Here is a 23,415-nt window from a genome sequence, read left to right on the forward strand (position 1 = left end):
CCTCCCCCTCCGGTGAGACGTCAGCCCGTGAACTTCAGGTCGGTGATGGCCTGTTTGTAGCCGGCGCCACTGTAGCTGTCGCCCGGTGCGTACGGCAGGGCGGTGAGCCACACCAGGACGTACCGCGTCTTCACCGCTCCGGTCACCTTGACGGTCGCCTCGGTTCCTGTCGTCGTCAGGGTGCCGAGCCGCCGCATCGAACTCACCGGTGTGGCGGAACTCGTCGAGTCCGTCGCGTACAGCGTGATCGTGGTGTGGCCACCGGAGTTCCCGGGATACTTCAACCCTATCGACGCGGCCGACACCCTTTGTTCGGAGCCGAGGTCGTAGACGATCCCGACGCCGGGCTTGAAGGACGGCTTCATCTCGGGCCCGTCCACGAAGCTCTTCGTACGCCAGTAGGTCGAAGAGCTCCCGTCATAGGTTTTGGCCACGTCCTCCGGCGCCTGGGCGTCCCCCTTGGCGACGTACTCCGTGGCACCCGCGATGGTGAGTGGCTTGGCCGGCTTGGCGGTGGGGTTCTTGTCCTCGCCGTCCGTCGTCTGGGTCTGGTTGGTGTCGTCGGACTGGCTGCCCTGGTCCATCAGGGCGTCCGCGAGCTGCCAGCTGCCCAGGCCCAGCGCGGCGATCAGCAGGGCCGACACCGCCCACTTCAGGGCGCGTCCGGTGCGGCTCTGCAACGGCGGGGGAGGTGTGGGCACCGGCTGGGCGGCGCCCGGGTGCGGCGCGGAACGGCCGTAGCTGCCCTGCTGGTAGGTGGTGCGCTGGTATTCGGGCGGAGCGGTGAAGGCGGGCTCCGGCGGCCGGATGCGGGGCATCTCGCCGATCGCCTTCACCAGCTCCTCGGGAGTGGCGCACGCGGCCTCGTGGCGGGATGCGGTCGCGCCGTCGTTGACGAGGGCCCGCATGGACAGTTCGGACAGGCCGCGGTGGACACCGGCCCGCACCTGGTCGGGGGCGATCAGTCCGATGTCCTTGGGCAGCCCGGACAGGCCGTAGGCGTCGTTCTCGTACGGCCAGCGCTGGGTGAGCGCCGCGTACAGCAGCGCTCCGATCGCCTCGGTGTCGGTGCGCTGCGGGGTGTCCGAGCTGATGCCGCGCAGGGCGGCGTTCACGGCGAGGCCCCGGATGCGCCACTGGCCGGTGGAGGTGCGCAGCACCGCGTTGGGGTTGAGCCGCAGATGGGCCAGTCCCTCACGGTGCGCGGCGGCCATGGCGGCGGCGATCTGACTCACCATCTGATAGGCGTCGTGCGGCTCCAGGGGACCGGTGGTGAGCAGCGTGGTGAGTTCGGTGGCGTCGGGGAGCCATTCGTGGACGACGTAGACAAGGTCGTTCTCCTCGACGGCGTCCAGTACCTGGACGAAGCGAGGGTCACCGAGCAGCGCGGCGGACCGTGCGGCGGCCAGCACGGAGCGGGCCCGCGCGTGGTCGGCCGGCAGGACGTGGACCCCGACGGCGCGCCGTAGTTTCTCGTCGACTGCGCGCCAACTGCTGAACCCGTCCAGACGGGTGACGCAGTCCTCCAGCCGGTACCGCCTGGCCAGTTTGTGGCCGCTGTGCAGCTCTGGCGGTGAGGCCTTTCCGGGACGCTCGGTCCCGCCGCTCCCCTGTGCCTCGTCGTTGTCCGTGTCCCGCTCCCGGTTCGTGGCCACCCCGTCGGCCGTGGACTGGTCCGCCTGCGCGGTCAGCGGCTTGTCACCGCTGTTGTCTGCCACGTCGACGGCAGCCGTGCTCCGTTCCGCCACCGTCGTTCCTGCCTCCCCATTCCTTGCGCGCGTCCGACCCGGTGCGCGCCGTCCGACGCCGAACCCAATTGTGCCCACAGTCCGGCGCTATGCACGACACACGGCGGCGGACGATGGTTGTGCGTGTACCCTCTCCCGTCTCAGCGACCCAGGCGCCCACGGACCGTACCGACGAGCGAGTTGAGCTCATCGATCCGCATCCGCCGGGCGGCGACGTAGAAGATTCCCAGTAGGACGGCACCGCCGGCGAGCAGCGCGGCCAGGGAGCCGCCGACGCCCTGACCGAGGCTGTGGCCGATGCCGTAGCAGGCCGCGCCGCTGAGCGCCGCGGCCGGTACCGAGGCGATGCACAGCCTCGCGTACGTGCGCAGCACGCGGGCTCCGTCGAGGTCGCCGCCGAGCCGCTTGCGCAGCCGGCTCCAGGCGACGCCGACGCCGATCGCGTAGGCCAGGCCGTAGGAGGCGGCCATCCCGGCCACCGCCCAGCGGGCCGGGAGCACGAAGTAACAGACGGCAGAGGCACCCGCATTGACCGCGGCGACGATGACCGTGTTGTAGAAGGGGGTGCGGGTGTCCTCGTAGGCGTAGAAGGCCCGCAGCACCACGTACTGCACGGAGTACGGGATCAGGCCGAGGCCGAAGGCCATGAGCATGTAGCCCATGTTGGTGGCCTCGCTGGTGCCCGAGGACCCGAAGATCAGCGTGCACATGGGGATGCCGAGGGCGAGGAAGCCGAAGGCGATCGGCACGATCGCGACGGCCGTGGTGCGCAGTCCCTGGGAGATGTCGTCGCGGACGGCCCCTCCGTCGCCCTCGGCGGCCGAGCGGGAGATCCGCGGGAGCAGGGCGGCCATCAGGGAGACGGTGATGATGGCCTGCGGCAGGCCCCAGATCAGCTGGGCGTTGGCGTAGGCGGCGAAACCGGTGCCGTCGACAGGTGAGTTGTCGCCCGCCGCGGTGGAGAGCTGGGAGACGACGAGCGCGCCGGCCTGGTTGGCGAGGACGAACAGGAAGGTCCACTTGGCGAGCGTGGCCGCCTTGCCGAGCCCGTGGCCCTTCCAGTCGAAGCGCAGCCGCATCCGGAAGCCGGTCTCGCGCAGGTACGGGATCATCGCCAGCGCCTGCACGACCAGGCCGAGCAGGATGCCGATGCCGAGCAGCCGCTGGCCCTCCGGCGGGATGGTGGTGACCTCCATGCCGGAGTCGGCGGCGGTGCCGTACACCCACAGGAACATGCCCAGCGTCACGATGATGACGATGTTGTTCAGGACCGGCGTCCACATCATCGCGCCGAACCTCCCGCGCGCGTTGAGGACCTGGCCCATCACCACGTGGACGCCCATGAAGAAGATGGACGGCAGGAAGTACTGGACGAAGGTGACGCCCACCTCGTTGGCCGCCGGGTCGCTCGCGACCGAGTCCGACAGCAGTCGGATCAGCAGCGGTGCGGCGAAGATCGCGGCGACCGTCAGCAGCCCGAGCACCACCATGACGAGGGTGAGCAGGCGGTTGGCGTAGGCCTCGCCGCCGTCCTCGTCCTCCTTCATGGCACGCACCAGCTGCGGCACGAAGACGGAGTTCAGGCCGCCGCCGACGGTGAGGATGTAGATCATCGTCGGCAACTGGTAGGCCACCTGGAAGGTGTCACCGAGCAGGCCGACGCCGAGCGCGGAGACGATCATCGCGGACCGGATGAACCCGGTGAGCCGGGAGACCATGGTGCCGGCCGCCATCACGGCGCTGGACTGCAGCAGCCCGGCCGCCTTGCCCTTCCGGGCGGGCGGATCGGGGGTGGCTTCGGGTTCCTCGGCGGGCGCCGTGGTGCCCAGGTTCATGGTGCGGTCGTCGCCGGCCGCGGGGGGCACCGGGGCGTAGTGCTGCGGCACCGCCGCCGGGTTGCCCGGCGCGGGGGCCGGCCCGGGCACCACCGGCTCCGTGGGCGTGCCGGGGAGGCCGCCCCGCTGCTGGTCCCGGAAGAGGTGCGCGAAGGCGTCCGGCTGCTGCTGTTCCTCACCGGAGTGCGTCATCAGGTCGTCCACGCCCACGAACTGGGTGGTGCGGGGGTCGTCACCGTACGGCAGGTACTGGGTGGGCCCCTCCGGCTCGGGCGCCGGTGGCTGCGCCCACACACGCGGGTCGGGCGCGTACGGGGACTGCTGGGGCTGGGCGTACAGAGGCTGCTGGGGCTGCTGGGGCTGCTGGGCGCCAGGGGGTGGCGGTGGGTGCGCGGCACGGTCGTACAGCGCCTCGGCGACCGGGTCCTGCGCGCTGAGGTCCTGCGCTCGGTAGGGGTCCTGGTCGTAGGCGTCCTGGAGGTACATGTCCGCGGGATGCTGCGGCGGCACCTGACCGTGCTCGGGCGGCGGGCCCTCGGGGTGGCCCGAGCTGCCCGCGGCCTGGCCGCGGTCACCGTCGTACGGCGCGTTCATGGTTACCCCACCTCATCGTCCCGGGCCCACGGCCACGACATCCTCAACGGTCCACTCTCTCACCCGTGCCGGAAGGGTCGGCGCTTTCCGTTGCGGTGTCCGGTGTCCCGTCACTCGGCTGCTCCGGCTCGTCCGCCCCGGAGCGGACGCCGGACTCCTCCGCGGGCGGACCGTCGGAGCCCGCCGGGTTCTCCGGCTCGCCGGAGTTCTCGGCCGCGGCCTCGGCACCGTCCTCAGCGGCCCCGTCGGCCTCGCCGGCCTCGTCTGTCTCGTCCGGTTCCGCTGCCTCGCGGGCGGCGGCGCGCTTGCGCTGGCTGTACATCCGGAAGCCGGCCAGCACCAGCAGCAGCACCCCGCCGCCGATGACCAGCATCACGGTGGCCGTGATCTCGGTGACCTTCACGTCGAAGGTGACCGGAGCACCGTACGGCTGGCCGTCCTGCGTGTACAGCTGCGCGACCACCGTCGTCTGACCGTTGGTGTTGGCGGAGGTGGTGAACTTCACCGAGGCGTTGTGGCCGCCCGCGACCGCGATGGGCTGCTCGTCGTAGTCCTTGCCGGCGATCTCCAGCCGGGTCGGGTTGGTCGACGACAGCCGCAGCACCAGATGGTCGACACCCTGCACCAGGTTGTTCTGGACGGTGACGGGGATGGTGGCGCTGCGCCCGGAGAGCTTGGTGTCCGACTTGTCGATCAGCCTGACCTGGCCGGTGAGCGTCGCCAGGTACGACCGCACGCTCGCGCGGTAGCCGACGGCCTCGGTCGGCCGGCCCCGCCACGAGGCGGACATCTCCCGGTTTATGGCCCGCCCGAAGGGGGTCACCACGCGGGACTGGTCGGTGAGGATCACCTTGAAGTTGTCGAGCTTGTCCTGAGTGGCCGCGATCTCCTGGAAGGCGGCCCGCGGCAGTTCCCGCTTGCGCAGGGCCGAGGGGTACGACGACCCCGAGGGGACCCGCCTGGTGGCCTTCGGGTCGGGCTTGGCCGCGCCGGCCGCCACGAGCCCCTGCGCCTGCGACCAGGTGCTGCCCTGCAGGGCCGACACGGCCTCGGCCATCGCCCGCGCCTGCGCCGCGGTGAGCATTCGCTGCGGGGCGACGACGATGCTGCGCTGCTTGTTGACCTGCTGGCCGAGCGCGAGGCTCTGCGCGAGGAACTGCTGCACGGCGAGCGTGGATGCCGAGGCGCGCGTCAGGTCGCCCTCGAAGGCCGTCGACAGCCGGTAATCGGCGACGACCGCCGTGGTGCCGCCCCCGATGGGGCGGGCGGCGGACGGCGTGTACGACAGCTCGTCGGTCTCCTTGAGGCTGTCGCTGCGCGCGATCACCTTGTCGGCGCCCGCGGACGTGGCGACCTTGACGATCGAGGGGTCGACCGCGCCCTGCACCGGCCAGGCGAAGTCGGTGCTCGGCGTCACGTGGAGGACCGTCTGGACCGTGGTGGCGGCGACGTCGGTGGCCGCCTTGAGCTGGCTGAGGGAACCGGTGACATTGGTGCCGTTGTGGGCGAGGGAGGCCAGGTCGGGGTCGGCGAAGGGCAGGGCGACGACCTCCTTGCCCGCCACCGCCTGCTGCAACCGGGCGAGCCACTCCTTGGCGACGGCCTGATGGGAGCCCGGCGTGGTGGTGTCCTCACCCGTGCGGAGACGGTAGCCGCCGGCCATGGCGTCGACGGACGCCAGTAGGTCCGGGTCGATCACCCAGGTGACGTCCAGCTCCTTGCCCAGCGAGAGCAGCTGGTCGAGGCGACCGCCGGGGGAGATCTCCGTGGCGAGGTCGTCGTCGAGGAAGATCGGCGTCTGCTCCTCGTTCGATCCGGTCTCCGCCGTCATGTGGACGGTCGAGACCAGCGGCCAGAGCACCGTCGTCCTCGTCCGGGTGTCCGGTTCGTCCGGCTGCCAGGGCAGGAACGTGCGCTGGACACCCAGCGTCTGGTCCCACGACTGGGCGGAGGGCCGGCCGGACAGGGTGACGCCGAGCGGGTAGACGCCCTCGTCGTCGAGGTTGAGCTTGTCGACGGGCACAGAGATCGTGAAGTGCTCCGCGACACCCGGGCTGAGTTCGGCGAACTCCGCGCTGTAGGCGTCGTCCAGCTCCCTGCCGTCGTAGGCGGGCAGCTCATCGGCGTGCCGGGCGGTGTCGGCGACCGCCGAGCGGGTGCTCAGTGCGGAGCCGAGCCGCAGGTTCACATGGGCGTCGGTGACCTTCTTCGTGCCCCTGTTGGTGACCGAACCGGAGATCGTCACGGTGTCACCCTCGGCGGGGGCGCTCGGGGTGAGCGAGTCGACGGAGACGGCCACGGATCCCTTGTCCGCGGTCTCTCCGACACCCTCCCGGCCGGTCGCCTGCGCGGCGGACGGCGCGGGCAGCTGGAGCAGACCGGCCAGCAGAGGCGCCCCCACGAGCAGTGCTCCGGTGCGCCGCAGCCACCGGCGGGCAGGTGAGGGAGTCATCCCCGGGGTGTCTGCCGCCTCGGCCACGCGTTCGTCCGTCCCTTGTCCTCAGTAGTCCGTCAGTGATCCGTCAGTGGTCGTCGGAAAGTGCGTCCACGCATGGTAACGATGTGCGCCGAGGGTAAGTGCCGCGGAGTGCTCCACAAGATCAGCGGACCGGCGGGGGCGTCCTCTATGTGTACCTATTAACGGGGCGCCCGCGACGTGCACGGCCACGTACCCTTTTCTGTTGTGCCGAACGCCAACGAAGACAACAGCGCCCTGAGCCAGGTGCAGCACCGCGCGGTCAACGAACTGCTGCGGGTCGCCCCTGTCGCCGACGACCTCGCCCGCCGCTTCCAGGAGGCCGGCTTCTCACTCGCCCTGGTCGGTGGCTCGGTCCGGGACGCGTTGCTCGGTCGGCTCGGCAACGACCTGGACTTCACCACCGACGCCCGGCCCGAGGACGTCCTGAAGATCGTGCGGCCGTGGGCCGATGCCCTGTGGGAAGTCGGCATCGCCTTCGGTACGGTCGGGGCGCAGAAGAGCGGCTACCAGATCGAGGTCACCACCTACCGGTCCGAGGCATACGACCGGACCTCCCGCAAGCCAGAGGTGTCCTACGGCGACTCCATCGAGGAGGACCTCGTCCGCCGTGACTTCACCGTGAACGCGATGGCGGTCGCCCTCCCCGAGAAGGAGTTCATCGACCCGTACGGCGGCCTCGGCGACCTCGCCTCCCGAGTGCTGCGCACCCCGGGCACACCCGAGGCGTCCTTCTCGGACGACCCGCTGCGGATGATGCGGGCCGCGCGGTTCGCCGCGCAGCTCGACTTCGAGGTGGCGCCCGAGGTCATCACGGCCATGGCCGAGATGGCCGGACGTATCGAGATCGTCTCCGCCGAACGGGTTCGGGACGAGCTGAACAAGCTGATCCTCTCCGCCAACCCGCGCAAGGGCCTGACCTTGCTGGTCGACACCGGGCTGGCCGCACACGTGCTCCCGGAGCTGCCCGCGCTGCGGCTGGAGCGGGACGAGCACCATCGCCACAAGGACGTCTACGACCACACTCTGATCGTCCTGGAGCAGGCCATCGCGCTGGAGGAGAACGGCCCCGACCTGACCCTCCGGCTGGCGGCGCTGCTGCATGACATCGGTAAGCCGCGTACCCGCCGTTTCGAGAAGGACGGACGGGTCTCGTTCCACCACCACGAGGTGGTCGGTGCGAAGATGACCAAGAAGCGGATGACCGCGCTGAAGTACTCCAACGAACTGGTCAAGGACGTCTCACGACTGGTGGAGCTGCACCTGCGGTTCCACGGCTACGGCACCGGCGAGTGGACGGACTCGGCCGTCCGCCGCTACGTCCGGGACGCCGGGCCCCTCCTCGACCGACTCCACAAGCTGACCCGCTCCGACTGCACGACCCGCAACAAGCGCAGGGCCGCCGCGCTCTCCCGGGCGTACGACGGTCTGGAGGAGCGGATCTCCCAGCTGCAGGAACAGGAAGAACTCGACGCCATCCGCCCGGATCTCGACGGCAACCAGATCATGGAGCTCCTCGGTGTCGGCCCCAGCCCTGTCATCGGCAAGGCGTACAAGCACATGCTGGAGCTGCGCCTGGAGCACGGCCCGATGGGGCACGACGCCGCGGTGGCGGCCCTCAAGGAGTGGTGGGCTCAGCAGGACTGAGGCGGGGCCGTGAGGTGAGCGGGGGTCACGTTTCACGTGAAACGCGACCCGCTGAACACGAATGAGGGCGATGTTTCACGTGAAACATCGCCCTCATTCGCTGGCTTCTTACTTCTTGTAGTCCTTCAGGCACAGCAGGAAGTCGGAGCTGCCACCGCTCTCGGTGTACGTGTACTCGAAGTCCTTGGCCTCGGCCTCGCACTTGGCGTTCGCCGCGATTTCGGTCGAGTAGCTGCCCTTGATCTTGGCGAGCACGACGTACTGGGCTTTGGTGGAGGTGCAGTCCACGACTTCCAGCTCGGGATTGGTCTGGCTGCTGTTGCCCTGGTGCATGCAGTCGCCGACCTTGGCGGTGTTGGCGTCGTCCCGGCTCGATATGAAGCCGTAGACGGCCGCACCGGCCACAGCGAGGACGATCACGACGGTCCTGATCAGCTTGAAGCTGATCTTGCGGCTGGGCTGCGGCGGAACGGGGGCGTGCGGAGCTGCGCCGTTCGGGGGGTACGGGGCCTGAGGCTGGCCGACGGGCGGCTGGCCCTGGGCGTACGGGTTCTGGCCCTGCGGCGTCGGAGTGGTCACGTGGGAAGCCCCCCTGGAGACATGCTGAATGGTGATGCGCGTGGCGCGAAATAAGACGCACGTAAAGTACCGGCCCCTTATGACATCCCTGTGCCGCACAGCGTGCTCTGTGGCGCCGATGTGACACTCACGTGCGCGCAAAACGGCTCATAGTCGCTGCAATCGCCGCGTAGATAACGGCAATTGTTATCACCAGTGCCTCGGAGCGGCCGTCCGGGGGGAGCATCAGGGCGGCCGCTCCGGCGGCGCCCACGAAGGCGACGTTGAAGAACACGTCGTAGAGCGAAAAGGTCCGGCCACGGAACTCGTCGACGACGGTGGCCTGGACGACGGTGTCCGTGGAGATCTTGGCGCCCTGGGTGACCAGCCCCAGGACGACGGCCAGGACCAGAGCCGGCTCCTTGGCGAAGGGCAGGGCCAGGGCGGGTTCGAGGAGGGCCGCCGAGGCGGAGCAGACGACGATCCAGCGGGCCGGTCCCAGCCGGCCGGCGGCCCACGGGGTCACGACGGCCGCCAGGAAGAAGCCCGCGCCGGAGAAGCCCACGGCCAGCCCCAGCAGCGCGAGCCCCTGATCCGGGTCGGAACGCGGCGACCAGGCGTACCGGCACAGCATCAGCACCATGACGGTGAGCGCGCCGTAGCAGAACCGCATCATCGTCATCGCGCCCAGGGCCCATGCCGTCGGCCGGCGCGGCGGCTCGGCGAGATGTCGTAGCGCCGCCGTCAGGCCGCGGGCAGTGCCCCGCAAGGCCGCAGAGAGCCGGGTCGGCACCAATGCGGGCTCGGGGCCGAGCAGTTCGCGGCCCATCCGCAGGGACGCCAGTGCGGAGCACAGGTACAGCGCGGCCCCGAGCAGGACCACGACGGCATCCGAGCCGGAGGTGACGATGCGTACGGCGAAGGCGAGGCCGCCGCCCGCGGTGGCGGCGAGCGTGCCGGCGGTCGGTGAGAGGGAGTTGGCCACCACGAGGCGCTCGGTGTCCACCACCCGGGGCAGAGCGGCCGACAACCCCGCGAGGACGAAGCGGTTGACGGCGGTGACGCACAGTGCCGAGACGTAGAAGAGCCAGTCAGGGACGTGAGCGACCATCAGCAGCGCCGTGGCCGTGGCCAGCAGGGCGCGTAGCACATTGCCGTAGAGAAACACCTGGCGGCGGCGCCAGCGGTCCAGCAGGACGCCGGCGAAGGGGCCGATCAGGGAGTACGGCAGCAGCAGCACCGCCATCGCGGAGGCGATCGCCCCGGCCGACGTCTGCTTCTCCGGGGAGAAGACGACGTACGTGGCGAGCGCGACCTGGTAGACGCCGTCCGCGCCCTGGGAGAGCAGCCGGACGGTCAGCAGGCGCCGGAAGTTCCGGAAGCGCAGCAGGACGCGCAGATCACGGACGACGGGCATGGGGCCCAGCCTCACATACGGGGAGAGTCCCCGGGCCGTTATGACCCGGGGACTCTTCTCGGCCCTGGCAGGAGCGGTTTCGCGAGGTCGGTGACTAGCGCTCGACTTCGCCGCGGATGAACTTCTCGACGTTCTCGCGGGCCTCGTCGTCGAAGTACTGGACCGGCGGGGACTTCATGAAGTAGCTGGACGCCGACAGGATCGGGCCGCCGATGCCGCGGTCCTTGGCGATCTTCGCGGCACGCAGGGCGTCGATGATGACGCCGGCGGAGTTCGGGGAGTCCCAGACCTCGAGCTTGTACTCCAGGTTCAGCGGGACGTCACCGAAGGCGCGGCCCTCGAGGCGGACGTAGGCCCACTTGCGGTCGTCGAGCCACGCCACGTAGTCCGACGGACCGATGTGGACGTTCTTCTCGCCCAGCTCGCGGTCGGGGATCTGGGAGGTGACGGCCTGCGTCTTGGAGATCTTCTTGGACTCCAGGCGCTCACGCTCGAGCATGTTCTTGAAGTCCATGTTGCCGCCGACGTTCAGCTGCATCGTGCGGTCCAGGATGACGCCGCGGTCCTCGAACAGCTTCGCCATGACGCGGTGCGTGATGGTGGCGCCGACCTGGGACTTGATGTCGTCACCGACGATCGGGACGCCCGCCTCGGTGAACTTGTCCGCCCACTCCTTGGTGCCCGCGATGAAGACCGGCAGGGCGTTGACGAAGGCGACCTTGGCGTCGATGGCGCACTGGGCGTAGAACTTCGCCGCGTCCTCGGAACCCACGGGCAGGTAGCAGACCAGCACGTCGACCTGCTTGTCCTTCAGGATCTGGACGACGTCGACCGGCGCCTCGGCGGACTCCTCGATCGTCTCGCGGTAGTACTTGCCGAGACCGTCGAGGGTGTGGCCGCGCTGAACCGTGACACCGGTGTTGGGCACGTCGCAGATCTTGATGGTGTTGTTCTCGGAGGCGCCGATCGCGTCCGCGAGGTCGAGGCCGACCTTCTTGGCGTCCACGTCGAACGCGGCGACGAACTCCACGTCCTTGACGTGGTAGTCGCCGAACTGGACGTGCATCAGGCCCGGGACCTTGGACGCCGGGTCGGCGTCCTTGTAGTACTCGACGCCCTGCACCAGCGATGCGGCGCAGTTGCCCACGCCGACGATGGCTACGCGAACCGAACCCATTCCGGTTGCTCCCTGTGTGTACGAGTGAGGCCCTGACTGGGCGCTCACGTGGCGGTGTCGTCGGGCGTATCCGTCCGGGGGGTGTCCCCGGAGCGGGGCAGGCCGCCCGTCGTTCCATCTGTGGTGTTCTGTTGAGCGGTCCCCCCGGAGGCGGAACCCCTCAGGTCCCGTCCGGCCCGCTCGCTCTCGATGAGCTCGTTCAGCCAGCGCACTTCGCGCTCCACGGACTCCATCCCGTGGCGCTGGAGCTCAAGCGTGTAGTCGTCGAGGCGTTCCCGGGTGCGGACCAGGGAGGCGCTCATCTTCTCCAGACGCTCCTCGAGCCGGCTGCGGCGGCCCTCCAGCACGCGCATGCGGACATCCCGGGAGGTCTGGCCGAAGAAGGCGAAGCGAGCGGCGAAGTGCTCGTCCTCGTACGCGTCGGGTCCGGTCTGGGAGAGGAGCTCCTCGAAGTGCTCCTTGCCCTCCGCCGTCAACCTGTAGACGATCTTGGCGCGCCGCCCGGTGAGGGGCGCGGCGAGCGCGTCCTCGGGTTCGCTGCCCGGCTCCTCTGTCAACCAGCCGTTGGCGACCAGCGTCTTGAGGCACGGGTAGAGCGTGCCGTAGCTGAAGGCGCGGAACACTCCCAGCGACGTGTTGAGTCGTTTGCGCAGCTCATAGCCGTGCATCGGAGATTCGCGGAGCAGGCCGAGTACGGCGAACTCAAGGATGCCGGACCGCCGGCTCATGATCGCCCCCTCTCCCTTATCTCGCGCTGATGTATCGACTCGATACATCAAGACGATAGAACGGCCTTCCGGATGGGACAAGGGGGAGGATCGTGAACGGGATCACATCACCGATTCGTTGGAAGCGAGTTGCCTGATTTGGGGTGAACTTCGGGGCTCGGCGGGTTTTGGCGGTGCGTAGTCTGTGCGCCATGCACACCACTGGGAACTGTGTGACGCCGGGGGGCGTCGATGTTCTCGGTGCCGTACGGGTGAATGCGGAACAGACCACATCCGTACATCGGGGGGACCGGAAACCAGCCGCTGTTTCCAGGCGCGCGCGGGTGCGCCTGCCCGAGGAGTAGTCGTTCGATGAGCGAGCACCGTCGCAAACCGCCGCAGCCGCAGGAAGGCGGACGTGCCGCGGCCCGACGCGGCCAGTCCGGCTCGTCCTCCGGCCGCCGTGCGGCACCGCGAGGCGCCACCGGTTCTCCTTCCGATTCCTATGGATCGGATCCCCACGGCCCGGGAGGCGGTCAGCAGCCGTACGGCGGTCGCGCCGAAGCCCGACGCGCGGCGCAGAGAGGCGCCGGGGGCCGGCGCAGGGCGGCCGAGCCCACAGGGGGGCGCCGGGGCGCCCCGGTCGGCCCCGGCCGTGGCCGCGGCCGTCAGACGCCGCCCAAGAAGCGTTTCATCGACTACCCCCGCTGGGGCAAGGACGGCTATCGCCGCTGGGTGCCGTCCTGGAAGCTCGTCTCGGCCCTGTTCCTCGGCTTCTTCGGCAGTCTCCTGGCCGCGGCGGGCATCGCCTACGCCATGGTCGGCGTGCCCAAGGTCGCCGATACGGCGACGGCGCAGAACAACGTCTACTACTGGGCCGACGAGAGCCAGATGGTCGCCACCGGTGGTGAGACCAACCGTCAGATCGTCGACCTGTCCCAGATCCCCGAGGCGATGCGCTGGGCGGTGATCTCACAGGAGAACAAGACCTTCTACACCGACAGCGGCATCGACCCCAAGGGCATCGCCCGAGCCTTCTACAACATGGCGCGGGGCGGACAGACGCAGGGTGGCTCGACCATCACCCAGCAGTACGTCAAGAACGCCATGCTGGCCGACCAGTCGCAGACGATCTCCCGCAAGGTCAAGGAGATCTTCGTATCCATAAAGGTGGGCGCGGAGGTCGACAAGAACGAGATCATGGCCGGCTACCTCAACTCCGCTTACTACGGGCGCAACGCCTACGGGATCCAGGCGGCCGCGCGGGCGTACTTCAACAAGGACGCCATCAAGCTGAACGAGGGCGAGTGCGCCTTCCTGGCGGCCATGCTCAAGGGAGCCACGTACTACGACCCGGCCGGGGCGCAGTCCATCGATCCCGCGGCCACGCCTGACGCCAACAAGAAGCGCGCCCTGACCCAGATGCAGGACACGCTCGACAAGATGGTCGAGTACGAGCACCTGGACGAAGCCGTACGGGCCAAGTACACGACGCTCCCCAAGGTGCAGAACCCGCGTTCCAACACCCGGCTGAGCGGTCAGATCGGCTACCTGGTCGACCTTGCCAACGCGTACCTGCTCAACAACACGGACATCACCGAGACGAGGCTGCGTCAGGGCGGTCTCTCCATCTACACGACCTTCGACAAGAAGAAGGTCGAGAAGCTGGAGAAGGTGGTGGCCGACGTCCGCAAGAAGAACATCAAGCCGGACGAGCGGCCCGAGGACACGCACGTGCAGTTCGGCGCGGCGTCGGTGGACCCGGCGACCGGCGCCATCCGGGCCATCTACGGCGGTGAGGACGCGACCAAGCACTTCACCGACAACGCCGACCAGACCGGCGCCCAGGTCGGTTCGACGTTCAAGCCGTTCGTGCTCGCCGCCGCCATGAGCTGGGGTGTCCGTGACCCCGACGGCGGGTCCTCGCAGGCCCAGGACGAGCGCACCATCGTCTCCCCGAAGAGCCTGTACAGCGGTAAGAACAAGCTCAAGATCAAGAACTACGACGGGACGATCTGGAAGAACGAGGAGGGCAAGGAGTGGTTGCAGCCGAACGACGGCAACGTCTCCCTCGGCTCGCCGCCGAAGTACAAGATCGACCTGCGTGAGGCCATGCGCGAGTCGGTGAACTCCGCCTTCGTGCAGCTCGGCATGGATGTCGGCCTGGACAAGGTGAAGGACGCCGCCGTCGCCGCGGGCCTGCGCGAGGACAGCCTGACGGGCACCAGCTTCCCGGCGTTCTCCATCGGCATCTCCGACCCGAGCGCGATCCGGATGGCGGGCGCGTACGCGACCTTCGCGGCCAGCGGCAAGCAGCGCGACCCGTACTCCGTGGACAGGGTCAAGAGCGAGACCGGCGTGATCTACGCCCACAAGACCGCCACCAAGGAGGCCTTCACCGCGAAGGTCGCCGACAACGTCACCGACGTGCTGAAGACGGTCGTCGACAGGGGCACGGGTACGACGGCCCGGCTGCCCGGCCGTGATGTGGCCGGCAAGACCGGTACCACCGACGAGAACCGGTCCGCCTGGTTCGTCGGCTACACCCCGCAGCTGTCCACCGCGGTCTCGATGTTCCGCTACGACGACGACGAGTCGAACAAGGACCGCAAGTTCCTCTCGATGTTCGGTACGGGCGGGCAGAAGAAGATCCACGGCGCCTCGTTCCCGGCCCAGATCTGGCACGACTACATGGCGGAGGCCCTGGAGGGCACGCCCAAGAAGTCGTTCCCGACGCCCGAGCCCATCGGCGAGGTCCTCAACGAGGAGCCGGAGCCCAGCCCGAGCCCCTCCCCCATCGAGTCCGAGGAAGCCTCCCCGTCCCCCTCCCCGTCGCCCAGCCGCCGGCCCGGCAAGCCCTCGCCGTCCCCGAGCGACACCTGCAGCGGCTTCAGCTGGAAGTGCGATCCCAGCATCGGAGGCACGGACGGGGGGCCGACCGACGGCACCACGGGTGATCCCACCGCCGATCCCTCGCCATCCGACTCGCCCACCGACGGAGGTGGCAGACCAGGCGGAGGCGGCATCTTCGGTTAGCGCCGCGCTTTCGGCCGGCGCCACGTCGCCCGACACGCGTGTTTCACGTGAAACATGTGGATGTTCCACGTGAAACAAGGGCCGCCACCCCACATCCGGGGTGGCGGCCCTCGGTGCTTTCCTAGGTCCGTACGGCAGGATGTGGGCCATGCCCAGCGCAGAATCGACGCAAGCGAGCATGCACGGTCCGGACCCGGTGCCGCCGACCAGGGATGACGAGGTCGCCCGGGCCGGCAGCGAGCTGATCGGCGGCCCCCTGGGCCGACGTGCCCTGCTGGGGGCGTCCTGGTGGACCCCCGTCCGGGTCATCGCGCTGGTGGCGATCGGCATGTTCGCCCTCGGCCTGGTCCAGAAGGCGCCCTGCTACACCAGCGGCTGGTTCTACGGCGCCAGTTCCCAGTACACCCACGCCTGCTACTCGGACATCCCTCACCTGTACCAGGGGCGCGGCTTCGCCGACGGACTCGTTCCCTACTTCGACAAGCTCCCCGGGGACATGGAGTACCTGGAGTACCCCGTGCTGACGGGGGTCTTCATGGAGGTGGCCGCCTGGCTCACCCCCGGCAGCGGAAGCATCCAGCACCAGGAGCGGTGGTACTGGATGGTCAACGCCGGGATGCTGATGGCGTGCGCGGCCGTCATCGCCGTATGCGTCAGCCGTACCCACGCCCGCCGCCCGTGGGACGGCCTGCTGCTCGCGCTGGCGCCCGCCTTCGCGCTCACCGCCACCGTCAACTGGGACCTGCTGGCGGTGGCCCTGACGGCCGCCGCCATGCTGATGTGGTCCCGGGGCCGCTCCCTCGCCTTCGGAGCGCTGCTGGGCCTCGCCACCGCCGCCAAGCTCTATCCGGTCTTCCTGCTCGGCCCACTGCTCCTGCTGTGCTGGCGCGCCGGCCGGTGGCGGGACTTCGGACGGGCCTTCGGCGGGGCCCTCGCGACCTGGCTGATGGTCAACGTGCCGGTCATGCTGTTCGCGTTCGACGGCTGGTCGAAGTTCTACACCTTCAGCCAGGAGCGCGGCGTCGACTTCGGCTCCTTCTGGCTGATCCTGGCGCAGAACTCCTCCGACCCGCTCACCACGGACTCGGTGAACACCCTCGCCTCGCTGCTCGTGGTGGTCTGCTTCCTCGGCATCGGCTGGCTGGCACTGGCCGCGCCCCGCCGCCCCCGCCTCGCGCAGCTGGTGTTCCTCATGGTCGCGGCCTTCATCGTGACCAACAAGGTCTACTCGCCGCAGTACGTGCTCTGGTTGGTGCCGCTGGCGGCGCTGGCCCGGCCCAAGTGGCGTGACTTCCTGGTCTGGCAGGCGTGCGAGGTGGTGTACTTCCTCGGCATCTGGATGTATCTCGCGTACACGACCAGCGGGGACGCCCACAGGGGACTGCCGACCGACGGCTACCACTGGGCCATCGGCGTGCACCTGGCCGGGACGCTGTACCTGTGCGCGGTGGTCGTACGGGACATCCTGCTGCCGGAACACGACGTGGTGCGCCAGGCCGGAGACGACGACCCGTCGGGCGGCGTCCTGGACGGAGCGGAGGACGTCTTCGCGCTGGCCCCCGCGCACCGCCCGGACCCGCTCCCGGCGTCGTACGCGGGCCCCCAGGTGGAGTGGGGCCGCGCGGAGGCGTCCGAGGGGCGTTCTGAGCCCTCCGCCGGACCAGAGGGCGGCTGATCCCCAGGAGAGACTTCGAAGGCACGAGAAAGGCCGTACACGGGCTTCCGTGTACGGCCTTCGCCGTCGCGGGCGGTGGCTCGGCACCGCCTCGCTGCGTTCAGCGGTCCACGAGCCGGTCGAACTGAGTGGTCGTGTGCCGCAGATGTGCCACCAGCTCGTCGCCGACCTGCGGTTCGGGGGCGTCGTCGGGGACGAAGAGGATCGACACCTGCATGTGCGGCGGCTCTGCGAACCACCGCTGCTTGCCGCCCCAGACGAAGGGCGAAAGATTCCGGTTGACGGTGGCCAGACCGGCCCGGGCGACGCCCTTGGCGCGCGGCATGACCCCGTGCAGCGCCTTGGGGGCCTCCAGACCCACCCCGTGCGAGGTACCGCCCGCCACGACCACCAGGTAGCCGTCGGAGGCGGCCTTCTGCTGGCGGTAGCCGAAGCGGTCGCCCTTGGCGACGCGGGTGACGTCCAGGACCGCGCCGCGGTACTCGGTGGCCTCGTGGTCGCCCAGCCACAGCCGGGTGCCGATCCGGGCGCGGAAGCGGGTCTGTGGGAACTGCTGCTGCAGGCGGTGCAGTTCCTCCGCCTTGAGGTGGCTGACGAACATCGTGTGCAGCGGCAGCCGGGCGGCGCGCAGCCGGTCCATCCAGCCGATGACCTCCTCGACGGCGTCCGAGCCGTCGGTCCGGTCCAGCGGCAGATGGATCGCGAAGCCCTCGAGGCGGACGTTCTCGATGGCGGCGTGCAACTGCGCGAGATCCTGCTCACTGACGCCGTGGCGCTTCATCGAGGACATCACCTCGATGACCACGCGTGCGCCCACCAGGCCGTACACGCCGTCCACGGACGACACCGAGCGGATGACGCGGTCGGGCAGCGGCACGGGCTCCTCGCCACGCCGGTACGGCGTCAGCACCAGCAGGTCACCGCTGAAGAAGTCCTTGGTCCGCGCGGCCTCGTACGTGGTGCCGACCGCCAGGACGTCCGAGCCCAGCCGGGTGGCCTCCTCCGCCAGCCGTTCGTGCCCGAAGCCGTAGCCGTTGCCCTTGCAGACGGGAACCAGGCCCGGGAACTGCTCCTGCACGTGCTTGTGGTGCGCCCGCCAGCGCGCGGAGTCGACGTAGAGCGTGAGCGCCATGGCCGGACCTCGAACCTTTCTGGTCTTAGCGGTCTATGTGGGGTGAGCGGATTCTGAGGGGGTGTCAACCGATTGTGACGGCTCAGCGACGCGACATGTAGATGTCGAGCGCCTTGTGCAGCAGCTTGTTCAGCGGGAAGTCCCACTCACCGAGGTACTCCGCCGCCTGGCCGCCGGTGCCGACCTTGAACTGGATCAGGCCGAAGAGGTGGTCGCTCTCGTCCAGCGAGTCGGAGATGCCGCGCAGGTCGTAGACCGTCGCGCCGAGCGCGTACGCGTCGCGCAGCATCCGCCACTGCATGGCGTTCGACGGCCGGAACTCGCGGCCGATGTTGTCGGAGGCGCCGTAGGAGTACCAGACGTGCCCGCCGACGATGAGCATGGTCGCCGCCGACAGGTTCACGCCGTTGTGGCGGGCGAAGTACAGCCGCATCCGGTTGGGGTCCTCGGTGTTGAGGGCCGTCCACATGCGCTGGAAGTAGGAGAGCGGGCGAGGACGGAAGTGGTCGCGCACCGCGGTGATCTCGTACAGCCGCTGCCACTCCTCCAGGTCGTGATAACCGCCCTGGACGACCTCGACACCGGCCTTCTCGGCCTTCTTGATGTTGCGCCGCCACAGCTGGTTGAAGTTCTTGTGCACCTCTTCCAGGGAGCGGTTGGCCAGCGGCACCTGGAACACGTAGCGGGGCTGCACGTCACCGAAGCCGGCGCCGCCGTCCTCGCCCTGCTGCCAGCCCATCCGGCGCAGCTTGTCGGCCACCTCGAAGGCACGAGGCTCGATGAAGTCCGCCTCGATGTCGCGCAGCCGCTTCACGTCCGGGTTCTGGATGCCCTGCTTGATGGAGGACGCCTCCCAGCGGCGGATGATCACCGGCGGGCCCATCTTCACCGAGAAGGCGCCCTGCTGCTTGAGGTGCGCCAGCATCGGCTCCAGCCAGTCCGTCAGGTTCGGCGCGAACCAGTTGATGACCGGGCCTTCGGGCAGATAGGCGAGGTAGCGCTTGATCTTGGGCAGCTGCCGGTAGAGGACCAGGCCCGCGCCGACCATCTCGCCGGTGCGCCCGTCGAACCAGCCGAGGCTCTCGGAGCGCCATTCCGCCTTGACGTCAGCCCAGGCCGGAACCTGCATGTGGCTCGCCGACGGCAGGCTCTGGATGTACGCCAGATGCTGCTCGCGGCTGATCGTCCTCAGGGTCAGGCTCATGTCGGGGCGCTCCTCGGGCTGGTGTGTCCCCATGGGTACAGGGGCTCCGGCTCTCGCGCCGAAGCCTACTGCGCCCGGGGGCGCGCACCGACTGGGCGCACGCCACCTTCACCCCGGCCGTCCCTGTGGCCGGGGTGTGGCGCGGTGTCGTGCGGACACCGGGACGCGAGAGCCGGCGTCCCGGTGTCCGGGTGTCAGAAGAGGCCGCCGAACAGGCCGCCGTGCGCCATGCCGAGGAAGAAGCCGACGCCGCTGGCGCCGAGGCCCAGGATCAGCCCGAAGCGCTCGCGGGTGGTCTCGGAGACCCACTGCCCGTAGGCGCCGGTGAGGATCCCCAGCAGACCGGTCCACGAACTCACCAGATGGAGGCTGTGGAACATCGCCGTGACGAACGACACCACGCCGAGCACCAGGGTCACCGCGAGCAGTGTGTCCTGGAGGGGGTGGCGTCTGCCGTCGGTGGCGAAGAGGGAGCCGACTCCGGTGTTGGGTCGCAATGCCTGTGCCATGGGGCACCTCCTGCGGAAGGCGGCGCATCGTAGCGCCATACACACCCGACGTGTCCAGATTGACGGTGAGGGCGGGCGGATTTCAACCGGAAGCGGGTGTCCGGGTAGTCTGTACCGTCTGCACCGGTGTCTGCCCAGGCCCAGCCAGGGAGTCCGCCCAGCTCAGAGCGGGGTCGTCGAGAGACGACCCCGATTGTCAGTGGCGGCCGATACCGTTGCGTACGCATCACAACCCTCCTGCCACGGAACGACCGTGGCCGCTGAGTCCAAAGGAGGTGGGTTCCACATGCGTCACTACGAGGTGATGGTCATCCTCGACCCCGATCTGGAGGAGCGCGCCGTCGCCCCCCTGATCGAGAACTTCCTCTCCGTCGTCCGTGAGGGCAACGGCAAGGTCGAGAAGGTCGACACCTGGGGCCGTCGTCGTCTCTCGTACGAGATCAAGAAGAAGCCCGAGGGCATCTACTCGGTCATCGACCTGCAGGCCGAGCCTGCGGTCGTCAAGGAGCTCGACCGCCAGATGAACCTGAACGAGTCGGTCCTCCGGACCAAGGTCCTCCGCCCCGAGACCCACTGAGCCCGCTGCTCAGCTGATCTCGGGATTCGAGTAGCACCACCAGCAGCCCGCAAACCCGCCGAGAGGTTCCCCCATGGCAGGCGAGACCGTCATCACGGTCATCGGCAATCTTGTCGACGACCCCGAGCTGCGCTTCACCCCCTCCGGTGCGGCGGTCGCGAAGTTCCGTGTCGCGTCCACCCCCCGCACCTTCGACCGTCAGACCAACGAGTGGAAGGACGGCGAGAGCCTCTTCCTGACCTGCTCGGTCTGGCGTCAGGCGGCGGAGAACGTCGCCGAGTCGCTTCAGCGAGGCATGCGCGTCATCGTGCAGGGCCGACTGAAGCAGCGGTCCTACGAGGACCGTGAGGGCGTCAAGCGCACGGTCTATGAACTGGACGTCGAGGAAGTCGGCCCCAGCCTGCGCAACGCCACGGCCAAGGTCACCAAGACCACCGGCCGCGGTGCTCAGGGTGGTGGCGGCGGCTTCGGCGGTGGCCAGCAGGGTGGTGGCGGCGGCTGGGGCGGCGGCCCCGGCGGCGGCCAGCAGGGCGGCGCTCCCGCCGACGACCCCTGGGCGACCGGCGCTCCCGCCGGTGGCCAGCAGGGCGGCGGCTGGGGCGGCGGCTCCGGCGGCTCCGGCGGCGGTGGCGGCTACTCGGACGAGCCCCCCTTCTAGGTCTTCGGACCGAGGGTGGGCCGTATCCCCACTTCTTGATCACACAGGAGAATCACCATGGCGAAGCCGCCTGTGCGCAAGCCGAAGAAGAAGGTCTGCGCTTTCTGCAAGGACAAGGTCACGTACGTGGACTACAAGGACACGAACATGCTGCGGAAGTTCATTTCCGACCGCGGCAAGATCCGTGCCCGCCGCGTGACCGGCAACTGCACGCAGCACCAGCGTGACGTCGCCACGGCTGTCAAGAACAGCCGTGAGATGGCGCTGCTGCCCTACACCTCCACCGCGCGCTAAGGGAAGGGTGACCGAATCATGAAGATCATCCTCACCCACGAGGTCTCCGGCCTCGGTGCCGCGGGCGACGTCGTGGACGTCAAGGACGGTTACGCTCGCAACTACCTGATCCCGCGGAAGTTCGCTATCCGCTGGACCAAGGGTGGCGAGAAGGACGTCGAGCAGATCCGTCGCGCTCGCAAGATCCACGAGATCCAGACCATCGAGCAGGCCAACCAGATCAAGGGTCAGCTCGAGGGTGTGAAGGTCCGTCTGGCCGTCCGCTCCGGCGACGCCGGTCGTCTCTTCGGTTCCGTCACCCCGGCCGACATCGCCTCGGCGATCAAGGCCGCCGGTGGTCCCGAGGTCGACAAGCGCCGCATCGAGCTGGGTTCGCCCATCAAGACGCTGGGCGCCCACGAGACGTCCGTGCGTCTGCACCCCGAGGTTGCCGCCAAGGTCAACATCGAGGTCATCGCGGCCTGAGTGCCGCGGCTCGCTTGAGCAGTGAGGGGTCGTGCCTTTCGGGGTACGGCCCCTTTCGCATGCCCCGGGCAACGAGAGCCCGGGGCCCGGGTGGCTTCATGCGGAGCGGGGGTGTTTCACGTGAAACGGTCATCGGGTCGCCCCGGTGACGGCCCAGCGGCCGGATCGACCCCGCAGCCACAGAGTCCCCATCCGTACCGCCATCATCAGCGTCATAGCCGCCCAGAGGGCAGTGAGTCCGCCGCCCAGCACAGGCACCAGCAGGGCTACCGGGGCGAAGACCGCCAGGGTGAGCAGCATGGCCCAGGCGAGATACGGTCCGTCTCCCGCACCCATCAGTACGCCGTCGAGAACGAAGACGATTCCGGAGACGGGCTGGGAGAGGGCCACAATCACCAAGGCGGGCAGGGCGGCGTCGCGCACCGCGGAGTCGTCGGTGAACAGGGACAGGAACAACGGGCGGGTGACCATCACCAGCACGCCGAGGGCCACACCGACCGCGGCGCCCCACTGCACCATGCGGCGGCAGACCGCCTGGGCGCCTGCCGCGTCGCCGGCGCCCAGATAGCGACCGATGATGGCCTGTCCGGCGATGGCGATGGCGTCGAGCGCGAAGGCCAGCAGACTCCACAGGGACAGGATGATCTGGTGGGCCGCGACGTCCGCGTCCCCGAGGCGGGCGGCGACGCCTGTGGCGATCATCAGGATGGCCCGCAGCGAGAGGGTACGGATCAGCAGCGGTGTGCCGGCCTGCGCCGAGGCTCGTATTCCTGCGGCGTCGGGTCGCAGGGAGGCACCGTGCCGACGCGCGCCCCGGACGACGACCGCCAGATAGACCGCGGCCATCCCGCACTGGGCGATGACGGTGCCCCAGGCGGAGCCTGCGATGCCGAGCCCGGCGCCGTAGACGAGTACGGCGTTCAGCGCGCCGTTCGCGACGAAGCCGGCGACTGCGACGTACAGCGGTGTCCTGGTGTTCTGCAGTCCGCGTAGGACACCGGTGGAGGCGAGGACGACGAGCATGGCCGGAATGCCGAGAGAGGAGACGCGCAGATAGGTGGCCGCGTAGGGGGCGGCGGTCTCGGAGGCGCCGAAGAGCTCGACGAGCGCCGGTGCCGTGGGCAGGACGGCGGCGATCACGACGGAACCTAGGAGAAGGGCCAGCCAGATGCCGTCCATGCCCTGTCGGATGGCGGCGGAGAGGTCACCGGCTCCGACCCGGCGGGCGACGGCCGCCGTGGTGGCGTAGGCGAGGAAGACGAAGACGCTGACGGCCGTGGCGAGCAGGGCGGAGGCGACGCCGAGGCCGGCGAGTTGGGCGGTGCCGAGGTGGCCGACGATGGCGCTGTCGGCCATGACGAAGAGGGGTTCCGCGACGAGTGCGCCGAACGCCGGTACGGCGAGCGCGACGATCTCCCGGTCGTGCTCGCGCCGGGTGGCTCTGGGGGGCGCGGGGGCCTGTGTCATGGGCATCAATCTAATCGTCCACAGGTAAGAGATGCAAAACTGGATTGCCCCTTACTGTGGCGGTTGCTCTGTGTCACTTCGCGCACCGTTCGAAGCGATCCGGGTCCGACTGGGCAAGTTTTTCTTCTGCACAGCCAGTGGATGGGAAGTGTGCAGGTCAGGGCCGTGACGGCGCGGAGGGCGAGGTCTTGTTCACAGGGCTGTCCACCGGCTCGTGCACAGGTTTTCGGGAGTTCTCC

At 69.2% G+C, this 23,415-nt stretch carries 18 protein-coding genes; 7 read left to right on the forward strand and 11 right to left on the reverse strand.

Features of this window, described 5'->3' with window-relative positions:
- Positions 1 to 20 precede the first annotated feature (20 nt).
- From AC3ET3_RS00940 to AC3ET3_RS00950, 3 genes are all read right to left on the reverse strand, one after another.
- Complete coding sequence (locus AC3ET3_RS00940; protein WP_432156563.1) at positions 21 to 1,748, reverse strand: protein kinase family protein; 1,728 nt, start codon at positions 1,746 to 1,748, stop codon at positions 21 to 23.
- A 140-nt stretch (positions 1,749 to 1,888) separates the two neighbouring features.
- Entirely contained in the window at positions 1,889 to 4,177 is a 2,289-nt protein-coding gene (gene murJ, locus AC3ET3_RS00945; protein ID WP_432136557.1) for a murein biosynthesis integral membrane protein MurJ, read from the reverse strand.
- Between the two features lie 43 nt (positions 4,178 to 4,220).
- The gene (locus AC3ET3_RS00950; RefSeq protein ID WP_435611448.1) at positions 4,221 to 6,656 is read right to left on the reverse strand and encodes a DUF6049 family protein; all 2,436 of its coding nucleotides are present in this window, start codon (positions 6,654 to 6,656) and stop codon (positions 4,221 to 4,223) included.
- Between the two features lie 204 nt (positions 6,657 to 6,860).
- Here AC3ET3_RS00950 and AC3ET3_RS00955 point away from each other — a divergent pair, with 204 nt between their 5' ends.
- Positions 6,861 to 8,300 carry a CCA tRNA nucleotidyltransferase gene (locus AC3ET3_RS00955; RefSeq protein WP_435611449.1) on the forward strand — a complete coding sequence of 480 codons (1,440 nt, stop codon included), beginning with the start codon at positions 6,861 to 6,863 and terminating at the stop codon, positions 8,298 to 8,300.
- Between the two features lie 108 nt (positions 8,301 to 8,408).
- On the opposite strand, the gene AC3ET3_RS00960 is transcribed toward AC3ET3_RS00955, so the two are convergent.
- From AC3ET3_RS00960 to AC3ET3_RS00975, 4 genes are all read right to left on the reverse strand, one after another.
- A complete protein-coding gene (locus AC3ET3_RS00960; RefSeq protein ID WP_435611450.1) occupies positions 8,409 to 8,879 on the reverse strand; it encodes an LppU/SCO3897 family protein in 471 nt (156 codons plus the stop codon).
- A 127-nt stretch (positions 8,880 to 9,006) separates the two neighbouring features.
- Positions 9,007 to 10,275, reverse strand: coding sequence for an MFS transporter (locus AC3ET3_RS00965; RefSeq protein ID WP_432136561.1), 1,269 nt, complete (start codon positions 10,273 to 10,275; stop codon positions 9,007 to 9,009).
- 94 nt (positions 10,276 to 10,369) lie between these two features.
- Complete coding sequence (locus AC3ET3_RS00970; RefSeq protein WP_432136562.1) at positions 10,370 to 11,452, reverse strand: inositol-3-phosphate synthase; 1,083 nt, start codon at positions 11,450 to 11,452, stop codon at positions 10,370 to 10,372.
- Positions 11,453 to 11,496: 44 nt separating this feature from the next.
- The gene (locus tag AC3ET3_RS00975; protein WP_432136563.1) at positions 11,497 to 12,180 is read right to left on the reverse strand and encodes a PadR family transcriptional regulator; all 684 of its coding nucleotides are present in this window, start codon (positions 12,178 to 12,180) and stop codon (positions 11,497 to 11,499) included.
- Between the two features lie 351 nt (positions 12,181 to 12,531).
- Here AC3ET3_RS00975 and AC3ET3_RS00980 point away from each other — a divergent pair, with 351 nt between their 5' ends.
- On the forward strand, positions 12,532 to 15,195 hold the full coding sequence (locus AC3ET3_RS00980; protein WP_435611451.1) for a transglycosylase domain-containing protein: 2,664 nt from the start codon (positions 12,532 to 12,534) through the stop codon (positions 15,193 to 15,195).
- 148 nt (positions 15,196 to 15,343) lie between these two features.
- Positions 15,344 to 16,870 (forward strand): glycosyltransferase family 87 protein, encoded by a 1,527-nt coding sequence (locus AC3ET3_RS00985; RefSeq protein ID WP_432136565.1) that lies wholly within the window; start codon positions 15,344 to 15,346, stop codon positions 16,868 to 16,870.
- Between the two features lie 100 nt (positions 16,871 to 16,970).
- Here the strand turns inward: AC3ET3_RS00985 and AC3ET3_RS00990 are convergent, their stop codons facing one another.
- From AC3ET3_RS00990 to AC3ET3_RS01000, 3 genes are all read right to left on the reverse strand, one after another.
- Positions 16,971 to 18,002 (reverse strand): alanine racemase, encoded by a 1,032-nt coding sequence (locus tag AC3ET3_RS00990; RefSeq protein WP_432136566.1) that lies wholly within the window; start codon positions 18,000 to 18,002, stop codon positions 16,971 to 16,973.
- An 82-nt stretch (positions 18,003 to 18,084) separates the two neighbouring features.
- Positions 18,085 to 19,206 (reverse strand): peptidoglycan bridge formation glycyltransferase FemX, encoded by a 1,122-nt coding sequence (gene femX, locus AC3ET3_RS00995; protein WP_432136567.1) that lies wholly within the window; start codon positions 19,204 to 19,206, stop codon positions 18,085 to 18,087.
- 194 nt (positions 19,207 to 19,400) lie between these two features.
- Positions 19,401 to 19,715: a hypothetical protein gene (locus AC3ET3_RS01000; RefSeq protein WP_432136568.1), complete on the reverse strand. Its 315-nt coding sequence runs from the start codon at positions 19,713 to 19,715 to the stop codon at positions 19,401 to 19,403.
- A gap of 286 nt (positions 19,716 to 20,001) precedes the next feature.
- Between AC3ET3_RS01000 and rpsF the strand changes: the two genes are divergently transcribed.
- The 4 genes from rpsF (at position 20,002) to rplI (ending at position 21,709) form a co-directional block, all read left to right on the forward strand.
- Positions 20,002 to 20,292, forward strand: coding sequence for a 30S ribosomal protein S6 (rpsF, locus tag AC3ET3_RS01005; RefSeq protein ID WP_005482942.1), 291 nt, complete (start codon positions 20,002 to 20,004; stop codon positions 20,290 to 20,292).
- A gap of 73 nt (positions 20,293 to 20,365) precedes the next feature.
- Positions 20,366 to 20,950 carry a single-stranded DNA-binding protein gene (locus AC3ET3_RS01010; RefSeq protein ID WP_432156557.1) on the forward strand — a complete coding sequence of 195 codons (585 nt, stop codon included), beginning with the start codon at positions 20,366 to 20,368 and terminating at the stop codon, positions 20,948 to 20,950.
- Between the two features lie 57 nt (positions 20,951 to 21,007).
- On the forward strand, positions 21,008 to 21,244 hold the full coding sequence (gene rpsR, locus AC3ET3_RS01015; RefSeq protein ID WP_003949403.1) for a 30S ribosomal protein S18: 237 nt from the start codon (positions 21,008 to 21,010) through the stop codon (positions 21,242 to 21,244).
- An 18-nt stretch (positions 21,245 to 21,262) separates the two neighbouring features.
- A complete protein-coding gene (rplI, locus tag AC3ET3_RS01020) occupies positions 21,263 to 21,709 on the forward strand; it encodes a 50S ribosomal protein L9 (protein ID WP_432136570.1) in 447 nt (148 codons plus the stop codon).
- A 129-nt stretch (positions 21,710 to 21,838) separates the two neighbouring features.
- Here the strand turns inward: rplI and AC3ET3_RS01025 are convergent, their stop codons facing one another.
- Positions 21,839 to 23,176 carry an MATE family efflux transporter gene (locus AC3ET3_RS01025; RefSeq protein ID WP_432136571.1) on the reverse strand — a complete coding sequence of 446 codons (1,338 nt, stop codon included), beginning with the start codon at positions 23,174 to 23,176 and terminating at the stop codon, positions 21,839 to 21,841.
- Positions 23,177 to 23,415 lie beyond the last annotated feature (239 nt).

The sequence above is a fragment of the Streptomyces sp. bgisy159 genome (genome assembly GCF_057707805.1).

Excerpts from the sequence above, each read along its gene's own strand:
- murJ (WP_432136557.1), bottom strand. The coding sequence starts at position 4,177 with ATGAACGCGCCGTACGACGGTGACCGCGGCCAGGCCGCGGGCAGCTCG.
- AC3ET3_RS00965 (WP_432136561.1), bottom strand. The coding sequence starts at position 10,275 with ATGCCCGTCGTCCGTGATCTGCGCGTCCTGCTGCGCTTCCGGAACTTC.
- AC3ET3_RS00970 (WP_432136562.1), bottom strand. The coding sequence starts at position 11,452 with ATGGGTTCGGTTCGCGTAGCCATCGTCGGCGTGGGCAACTGCGCCGCA.
- AC3ET3_RS00975 (WP_432136563.1), bottom strand. The coding sequence starts at position 12,180 with ATGAGCCGGCGGTCCGGCATCCTTGAGTTCGCCGTACTCGGCCTGCTC.
- AC3ET3_RS00980 (WP_435611451.1), top strand. The coding sequence starts at position 12,532 with ATGAGCGAGCACCGTCGCAAACCGCCGCAGCCGCAGGAAGGCGGACGT.
- AC3ET3_RS00985 (WP_432136565.1), top strand. The coding sequence starts at position 15,344 with ATGCCCAGCGCAGAATCGACGCAAGCGAGCATGCACGGTCCGGACCCG.
- AC3ET3_RS00990 (WP_432136566.1), bottom strand. The coding sequence starts at position 18,002 with ATGGCGCTCACGCTCTACGTCGACTCCGCGCGCTGGCGGGCGCACCAC.
- femX (WP_432136567.1), bottom strand. The coding sequence starts at position 19,206 with ATGAGCCTGACCCTGAGGACGATCAGCCGCGAGCAGCATCTGGCGTAC.
- AC3ET3_RS01000 (WP_432136568.1), bottom strand. The coding sequence starts at position 19,715 with ATGGCACAGGCATTGCGACCCAACACCGGAGTCGGCTCCCTCTTCGCC.
- rpsF (WP_005482942.1), top strand. The coding sequence starts at position 20,002 with ATGCGTCACTACGAGGTGATGGTCATCCTCGACCCCGATCTGGAGGAG.
- AC3ET3_RS01010 (WP_432156557.1), top strand. The coding sequence starts at position 20,366 with ATGGCAGGCGAGACCGTCATCACGGTCATCGGCAATCTTGTCGACGAC.
- rpsR (WP_003949403.1), top strand. The coding sequence starts at position 21,008 with ATGGCGAAGCCGCCTGTGCGCAAGCCGAAGAAGAAGGTCTGCGCTTTC.
- rplI (WP_432136570.1), top strand. The coding sequence starts at position 21,263 with ATGAAGATCATCCTCACCCACGAGGTCTCCGGCCTCGGTGCCGCGGGC.
- AC3ET3_RS01025 (WP_432136571.1), bottom strand. The coding sequence starts at position 23,176 with ATGACACAGGCCCCCGCGCCCCCCAGAGCCACCCGGCGCGAGCACGAC.